This is a genomic window from Asanoa iriomotensis, from assembly GCF_016862515.1.
Lineage (GTDB): Bacteria > Actinomycetota > Actinomycetes > Mycobacteriales > Micromonosporaceae > Asanoa > Asanoa iriomotensis.
In genome coordinates, this window is the sequence record NZ_BONC01000173.1 from 1 (window position 1) to 1590 (window position 1590).

General features: G+C 68.4%; 2 protein-coding genes. Both read right to left on the reverse strand.

Annotation, left to right across the window (positions count from 1 at the left end; all coding sequences use genetic code 11):
* Positions 1 to 84: 84 nt before the first annotated feature.
* Positions 85 to 660, reverse strand: coding sequence for a pyridoxamine 5'-phosphate oxidase family protein (locus Air01nite_RS40805; protein ID WP_203708899.1), 576 nt, complete (start codon positions 658 to 660; stop codon positions 85 to 87).
* A 44-nt stretch (positions 661 to 704) separates the two neighbouring features.
* On the reverse strand, positions 705 to 1400 hold the full coding sequence (locus tag Air01nite_RS40810) for a gamma-glutamyl-gamma-aminobutyrate hydrolase family protein (protein WP_203708901.1): 696 nt from the start codon (positions 1398 to 1400) through the stop codon (positions 705 to 707).
* Positions 1401 to 1590: the final 190 nt, after the last annotated feature.

The following is a 1590-nucleotide window of genomic DNA, read 5'->3' on the forward strand; positions in this document are numbered from 1 at the left end:
GGACCTGGGCGCGTCCGGACCTGGGCGCGTCCGGACCTGGGCGCGTCCGGGCCGAGGCGGCGCGGCGCCCGACTGGGGCCAGCCTTAACCCACCGTCGGAGCTGCTGCCTGGGGGAATGCTGGTAGGCCGTCGATGCTGGTGGCGTTCTTCTGGTGGCGGTAGTCAGCCAGCGCCGCGTCGTCCTTGCGCTCGGCCCAGCGGATCAGCAGGTCGCGGTCACCCTCGTAGGTCATGAACGGCACCGCGTACCCGCAGGAGTCACTGACCCGGCTCACGTCCACCGTGATCACCCCGCGGAGGCCGCCCAGGTCGGGCGCATCGGGAAAGTGCCCGAGCAGACCATCAAGATCAGGATGCCCGATCGGCGTGTAACTGCCGCGCCCGTGCAGCCGCACGATGTTCGGGGGTCCCTGGAAGGCGCAGAACATGATCGTGATGCGCCCGTTCTGCCGCAGATGGGCGAGCGTCTCCGCACCGCTGCCGTGGAAGTCGAGGTAGGCCACCCGGTGCTCCCCCAGCACCACGAACGTGCCGCCCATCCCCTTGGGTGAAAGGTTGACGTGCCCGTCGTCGCCGGACGGGGCCGTGGCCACGAAGAACATGTGTTGAGCCTCGATGAACTCCCGCAGCCGACCGTCGATCTCCTCGTGCAGCTTCATGGCCTCGATGCTGCCACCGGCCGCCGCGGCGGCGCGCACCGATTTCAGTTGGTGGAAGCCGCCCCGACCAGCGCCGCGAACAGCCGGTGGTCGGTGGTGTCCTCCGGATGCCACTGCACCCCGATCGCGAACCGCAGCGACTGGTCCTCGACGACCTCGATCAGGTTGTCCTCGGGACACCATCCGGTGGCGGTCAGCTTCCCCGGATCCGCCACCCCTTGGTGGTGGAACGAGTTGACCTCGACCGACTCACCGAGCAGCCGGCGGCCGAGCGACGCGGGCGCCAGGTCGACCCGGTGGAACCCGAACTTGGGCCCCGACACCGGCCGATGGTTGTCGTGCCCGAGCACGTCGGGCAGATGCTGATGCAGCCGACCACCGTAGGCGACCGTCATGAGCTGCATCCCGCGACAGATCGCGAGCGTCGGGAGGTCGGCGGCGAGCGCGGCCCGCAGCAGGAGCATCTCGGCGGCATCCCGCTCCGGCTTGACCTGCGTGGTCGGGTGCGGCTCCTCGCCGTAGAGCCCAGGATCGACATCGGACCCGCCGGTGAAAACGATGCCGTCAAGCCCGTCCAGGGCATCGACATCGGGCGAATCGGGGGTAATGAGAACCGCACGCCCGCCGCTGTTGTGCACCGCCTGGACATAGGCGAACGGCAACACCGCGGCGAACGTGTCGTTGAGCCCGAACCTCGCCTCTTCGGCGTAGGTGGTCAGGCCGATCACGGGCCGAGACATCAGCTCACTCTAGCGGGAAGATCGGATCTTCAAACCAAACATCCTGGTCAAGAGTCCGTCAAGAAGGTTGGTACGGCGCCACCGTTGTGGCTGGTTGCCTGGTCTGTTTGAGCGGAGGTTGGCTGGTCGCGTCTCCGGGGCTCTGCCCCGGACCCCGGCCAAGCTGCGGGGACCCACAGGGAAGGGCGGA